General features: G+C 62.8%; 7 protein-coding genes and 1 pseudogene. 1 reads left to right on the plus strand and 7 read right to left on the minus strand.

The features are described 5' to 3' along the window. A pseudogene (locus tag WCE35_RS00940) lies at window positions 1–286 on the plus strand (ABC transporter substrate-binding protein); the annotation flags it as partial. Here the strand turns inward: WCE35_RS00940 and WCE35_RS00945 are convergent. From WCE35_RS00945 to soxA, 7 genes are all read right to left on the minus strand, one after another. Further along, entirely contained in the window at window positions 276–1,316 is a 1,041-nt protein-coding gene (locus tag WCE35_RS00945; protein WP_424591472.1) for an MBL fold metallo-hydrolase, read from the minus strand. The pseudogene WCE35_RS00940 and the gene WCE35_RS00945 overlap by 11 nt on opposite strands. A 63-nt stretch (window positions 1,317–1,379) precedes the next feature. Next, on the minus strand, window positions 1,380–1,880 hold the full coding sequence (locus WCE35_RS00950; RefSeq protein WP_424591473.1) for a GlcG/HbpS family heme-binding protein: 501 nt from the start codon (window positions 1,878–1,880) through the stop codon (window positions 1,380–1,382). A 32-nt stretch (window positions 1,881–1,912) separates the two neighbouring features. After that, window positions 1,913–2,368: a hypothetical protein gene (locus tag WCE35_RS00955; protein ID WP_424591474.1), complete on the minus strand. Its 456-nt coding sequence runs from the start codon at window positions 2,366–2,368 to the stop codon at window positions 1,913–1,915. 8 nt (window positions 2,369–2,376) lie between these two features. Further along, on the minus strand, window positions 2,377–2,862 hold the full coding sequence (locus WCE35_RS00960; protein WP_424591475.1) for a hypothetical protein: 486 nt from the start codon (window positions 2,860–2,862) through the stop codon (window positions 2,377–2,379). Then, window positions 2,859–4,607 carry a thiosulfohydrolase SoxB gene (gene soxB, locus WCE35_RS00965; RefSeq protein ID WP_424591476.1) on the minus strand — a complete coding sequence of 583 codons (1,749 nt, stop codon included), beginning with the start codon at window positions 4,605–4,607 and terminating at the stop codon, window positions 2,859–2,861. The genes WCE35_RS00960 and soxB overlap by 4 nt, the downstream gene beginning before the upstream one ends. Before the next feature lie 28 nt (window positions 4,608–4,635). Further along, window positions 4,636–4,953: a hypothetical protein gene (locus WCE35_RS00970; RefSeq protein ID WP_424591477.1), complete on the minus strand. Its 318-nt coding sequence runs from the start codon at window positions 4,951–4,953 to the stop codon at window positions 4,636–4,638. Continuing rightward, window positions 4,950–5,725, minus strand: a 776-nt coding sequence (soxA, locus tag WCE35_RS00975) for a sulfur oxidation c-type cytochrome SoxA (RefSeq protein ID WP_424591478.1), incomplete at its 5' end; no start/stop codon positions are given. The genes WCE35_RS00970 and soxA, both read right to left, overlap by 4 nt.

Consider the following 5,725-nt stretch of genomic DNA (forward strand, 5'->3'; position numbering starts at 1 on the left):
CGAGACCGGGCTGTTCAACGCGGCCTCCAGGGTCGGCGCTGCTGCCGGCGGCTTCGCCTCGCTCGAGGCGATCGTCGAGGCAAAGCCTGATTTCCTGCTGTTGTCGGAGGCCGGCGACCGCGCCGAGGATGACGGCCGCGCCTTTCTGTTGCATCCCGCACTGGAGCGCTTCTACCCGTTGCAAAAACGCATCGTGCTTCCGGAACGGCTGACCGTCTGCGGCGGCGTGATGCTGGCGGAAGCGCTGGATGTGCTGACGGCGGAATTGAAACGGGTCAGCCGGTAAGTATTGGTCCGCCGGCTTTCTTCCAGGCGTCGATGCCGCCTTCGATATGGGCGGTATTGGCAAGGCCGGCCTTTCCGGCAGCAGCCACCGCCATCGCCGAGCGTTCGCCGAAGGCGCAGAAGAACACCACGCGCCGCCCGGTCGCCGTCGCCACTTCGCGCAGCATGCCGCCGGGCTGCAGGCTTTCGCCAATGCCGGGATAGGGCGCGTGCAGCGCGCCGGGCAGCATGCCGTGCTTGGCGCGTTCACTGTTCTCGCGAAGATCGACCAACAGGATATCCGGGCGGCCGAGGTGGTCGATCGCCTCGCGGGCGGTGAACGACAGGCCCTGTCTGGCGAGGTCTTCCTGATGCAGGCCGACATGCATGTTGGCCGGCACCGCGACATCCATCATCTTCGGATTGGGCAGTTTCAGATTGGCCATCAGCTCGACATACTCATCCACTGAGCGCACCTGCAGCCGCGGATTGTAGCGCCGTTCCTCGCCGATGGTGGAAACCGTATCGCCCTTGTAGTCGTGGGCGGGAAACACCATGGTCTCGTCGGGCAGCTTCAAGAGCCGATGGAAGATCGAATCATATTGCGCCCGCGCGCTGCCGTTCTGGAAATCGGTGCGGCCGGTGCCGCGGATCAAGAGCGTGTCGCCGGTGAAGACCCGGTCGCCCATCAGATAGCTGTAGGAATCGTCGGTATGGCCCGGCGTGTACATGACGTCGAGGCTCAGGCCCTCGATCGTCACCCTGTCGCCGTCGGAGACCCGCATCGACACCACATCGGCCTTGCTCTGCTCGCCCATGATGGTGATGCACTGGGTGCGGTCGCGCAGTTCGCCAAGTCCGGTGACGTGGTCGGCATGCAAATGGGTATCGACCGCCTTGACCAGCCGCAGATCGAGCTCGCGCAGCAACTGGCAGTAACGGTCGGCTTTTTCCAGCACGGGATCGAGGATCAGCGCCTCGCCGCCGGCCCGGCTGGCCAGGAGATAGCTGTAGGTGCCGGAAACGCTGTCGAACAACTGGCGAAAGATCATGGTTGACTGCTACCGTATTATTTCAGGACCATAGCTGATTTTCCAGGCCGCGCCGCCCGCCCTCTAGAAATCAATCCTGTCTCTGATGGCGTCAAGCCCCGCTTTGGCGCACTCCTCGTCCTTGTCGCCGCCAGGGGCGCCGGAGACGCCGATGCCGCCGAGCAAGGCGCCGCCGGCTTCGATCGGCAGTCCGCCAGCCAGCATGACGACACGGGGCAATCGGGCAAGGCCGGAGTCCAGTTGGCCTGCGCGTATCAACTTCGCGAGATCGCCGGTGGCGGCACGAAAGCTCACGGCGGTATAGGCCTTGCTGCCGGCGGTGTCGGGAGCGGGGAGACCTGCGAAGCGATCCCGCAACATCACCTGCGGTTGGCCGAAGCGATCGACCACGGCGACCGCGATTTGAAATCCATTGTCGCGGCATTTCTTCAGCGCGGCCTGCGCCGCCTCGAGCGCTGCTTCCGGCGACAGCGATTTATAGACGACGACGGCGTCGTCGCCCGCCACCGCCGGTGGCATGGCGAGCGCCAGAAGGGCCGCAGCGATCAGGATGGGATTGCGCATGGTGATTCTGTGTTGACTCCGAGTTCTGTCTGCTACGGCCGGATATAGCTCCAGCCCTGCTCCTGCAATTCCATCAACTGAACCACCCCTGCGTCGACGATGGTTGCCTCAGGCACCAAAGTGATGGCGCCTCCCTCGGCTTTTTCCATGTTTATCTTGGTGTTGTTGCATGCCGAAAACTGGATTTTGCCAGGAAAGGCGAAGTCCTTGAGGTGCTTGATGCGGTCCTGCACTGTAGATTTATCGGCGCGCAGCATGTTCAGTCCGGGGCCATACGCAACCAGATCGACATCAACGTTCTCCCCCTTTGCCCGATAGTACTCGATGACGTTGGTGATATTGCTCAGCGTCAGATTGATGACGGCGGGATCATTTTGATCCACCTGAATGGCGAGGCGATGCTGCTTGACGTCGGCGGCAAGCCCGGCTGTGACAAACGACAGCGACATAAAGGCCAGAACGCTCAAACGACGAAGAAGATTTTTCATGATGCCCCCTAAGGTCGAACCAAAGTATAGCCGTTTTCGGTTAACGCCAGTATTTGCCCGACGCCGACCTGAACCGCGGTCGCGACGGGAATGATGTCCGGCCGCTTGCCGCTTTCGCGCTCCATCGTATCCACGGTATTGAGGCAGACGTCGAAGCGCACGCCCTGCGCGATCAGGCTCTCGACCAGTTTGCGATTGGCATTCTCCGGGCGCAGCAGGTCGATCCCCGGACCGAACGTCACCACCTCGATGGCAACCTTGTCGGGATCGTACGCTTTGAGCAGATTGTAGGCGACGCTGATCACGAGACCTTGTTTCTTCGGGTCATTGTCGGAGAGCTGCAACACAATGCGGTGCTCGGCAAACGGCTTGTCCGGCAGCGGCGCCGGCTGGGCTTTCGCGGCCGATGAGACGGTTGCCGCCAGCACCGCCGCGATCATGGCGCTGCCGAAGGCAGGCAGGATCGACCGTCGATATCCGGCAAAATGGCTCATCCCAGCCCCGCGATGCCCGGATTGTCCTCGACGCCCCTTAAGCTGACGCCGGGCGGCTGCCGGCTCGGCGACTTGCCCGAGCGCAGGTGGCTGGCCACCACATCCCACACCGGAGCGCCGGCCTGTTCATTCACCGAGGCCCATCCCGCCACCTTGTAGCTCTTGCCGGCTTCGAGCTGGCGGCCGTCATCGAGCTTCAGATCGGAAATCCGCCTGCCGACGGGTTCCGCGGGCGTGCAAGTATAGGACAGGCCGCCGAGGCGGACCATGTCGCCGCCCTGCTGATAATAGGGGTCGGTATTGAACAGATTGTCGCAGACGTCCTCGAGCACGTCCTTGATCTGGCCGCCGGTCATGCTCTGCAGATAGGTTTCCGGGTAGCTGATCGCGGTTTCCGCCAGCAGGTCTTCCATCGTCAGCGTCTGACCCGCCAGCGCGGTCAAGCCCCAGCGGAAGCCCGGCGACAGTGCGATCTCGGCGTTCAATTCGCCGCGCATCGCATCGCAGATCAATTGATCGACGGTGCCGCTGAAGTTGCCGCGGCGATAGAGCAGGCGGTCGGCGGTCGCGATCTTGTCACCCCAGCCTGCCGCGTGCGGCTCGCGCATCTTCTCGATCAGCGTGGCCATCGCCGCATCGGGCTTCAGCAATTCCGAGAACACCGGCAGCAGCCGGTAGCGCACGTCGCTGACCTTGCCCTTGGCGAGTTCAAGATCGAGCACGCCCAGAAACTTTCCGTTCGAGCCGGCATTGGTGACCAGCGTGACGCCGCCCGGATTGGTCACCGAAATCGGCTGCGGAACGGCGTCGTGGGTATGGCCGCCGAGAATCACGTCGATGCCGGCGACGCGGCTGGCAAGCTTGAGATCGACATCCATGCCGTTATGCGACAGCAGCACCACGGCATCGACCTTGTCGGTGTTGCGATGTCGATCGACCAACCGCTGCAGTTCCTCCTCGCGGATGCCGAATTTCCAGTCCGGCGTAAAGCGCCTGGGATGGGCGATCGGCACGTAGGGGAATGCCTGTCCAATCACCGCGACACGATAGCTGCCGATCTCCCTGATGATCGACGGCTTGAACACGCGGCCAGATGCCGGATCGAAGGCCCTGGCGTCGTTGAAGGCGGCTTCCTCGGTCAGAAAGACGTTCTGCGCCAGGAATTCGCCCTTGAAGCGCTCGAGATTGTCGCGCAGCGCCGCTTCGCCATAGGTGAACTCCCAATGGCCGGTCATCGCCTCGATTCCGAGCAGGTTCGCCGCTTCCACCATGTCAACGCCTTGCATGGCGTTGGCGAGCCCCGAGCCCTGCCAGGTATCGCCACCGTCCAGCAGCAGCGAGCGGCCGGGCCCGACATCGCCGCGCAGCCGGTCGATCAGCGTCTTCAGATGGGCAAAGCCGCCGAGCTTGCCGAACCGGACGGCGGCTTTTTCGAATTCGATGCTGGTGAAGGCATAGGCGTCGGCGCTGTCGGGCCGGATGCCGAACCGGTTGAGAAAAGCGTGCCCGACCAGATGCGGCGGCTTGCCCTGCATCGGACCGACGCCGAGATTGACGCTCGGTTCGCGGAAATAGACCGGCTTAAGCTGCGCATGCGTGTCGGTGATATGAAGGATGCGCGCATTGCCGAAGCGTTCGAGATCATAGACGCCGGAATTGTCGGCACCGCGCGCTCCGCGCGAGCGCCCGCCGAACAGCGCGGCGGCGCCCGCGAGGGTGATGAATTCCCGGCGGCGGATGGTCATAGGGGGTCTCCGCGCGTCGCAGACGGGCTCAACGTATTTCCATATCCCTCCAGCGTTCCTTCTCGCTGGTGGCCTGGAAGATCGAAGCTTTCGCAAGCGCTTCGGCTTCCTTTGCTGACGCGGTCGCCGTGTCGAAGTCGCCGCTGTCGGCGGCCCTCTTTGCCGCCGCCAGTGCCGCCGCGGTGGTGGTCCATTGATTGCGCAAGCCGGCGGCTTCCTTGTTGGCGGCGTCCGCCGCCGCATAGGCCGTCTTGAAATCCGCCTCCGAACCAGCGGCCACGGCCGGCATCGCTCCGGCGAACGTCAGCATGGTGATCAGCATGGATTGCAACATCGTCAACTTCATGGCCGCGCTCCCGGGCCGGAGATCGGCAGCCCGTTGCTGACATAGGACAGGTAATATTCGAGATCGCGATATTCATCGTCCTGCGGATTGAGCGGCACGGCGCGGATCTGGCTGTTGCAGGTGGTGAAGCGCCGGCTGGTGGTGCCCATGCCGCTCCATTCCGAACGGTAGATCGGCATCGCGTTCAAAATACCCAGCGCGGGCGCCAGCACCTCGGCGCGAATGCGTTGGCCCGGGCTCTGCACATGGCAGGTGGCGCAGGAAAAGTTGAGCTGGCCGCGGCGGGTGTAGAAATAGCGCTTGCCGTTCTGGTAGGCCTCGAGCGCGCGGCGATCATCGGGGATCTTGATGTCCATCAGCTTGCCGCGCGAGGTGGACGCCATATAGGCGGTCAGCGCCGCCATCTCGTCCTTGACATAGGAGAACGGCGGCTCGCCATTGGCCTCGCGGCAGCGATTAAGCGCCAGTTCGAGCGTGACGACCTTGCCTTCCTTGTCGTCGAAGTAGGGATAGTTCTGGCGGATGCCGATGCCCTTGTTGGGAAAGCAATCGCCGTAGCTTTTGCCGTTCTTGAACGGCCTGGCAAACATTTCCTTGCCCATTTCGAGCGCGAACTCGTAGGGCGGGAACTGTTCCTTCTCTTCCCACTGCCGGTGCAAATCCTCGTTCATCGAATAGGGGCCGTTGACGAAGTCCGCCAACTTCAGCTTTGGAAACTTGTCGGTGAAGAACTTTTGGAACGCTTTCGCATCAGTGACCGCATCGACCTTGT

This window comes from Bradyrhizobium sp. (genome assembly GCF_049691595.1).
GTDB lineage: Bacteria > Pseudomonadota > Alphaproteobacteria > Rhizobiales > Xanthobacteraceae > Bradyrhizobium.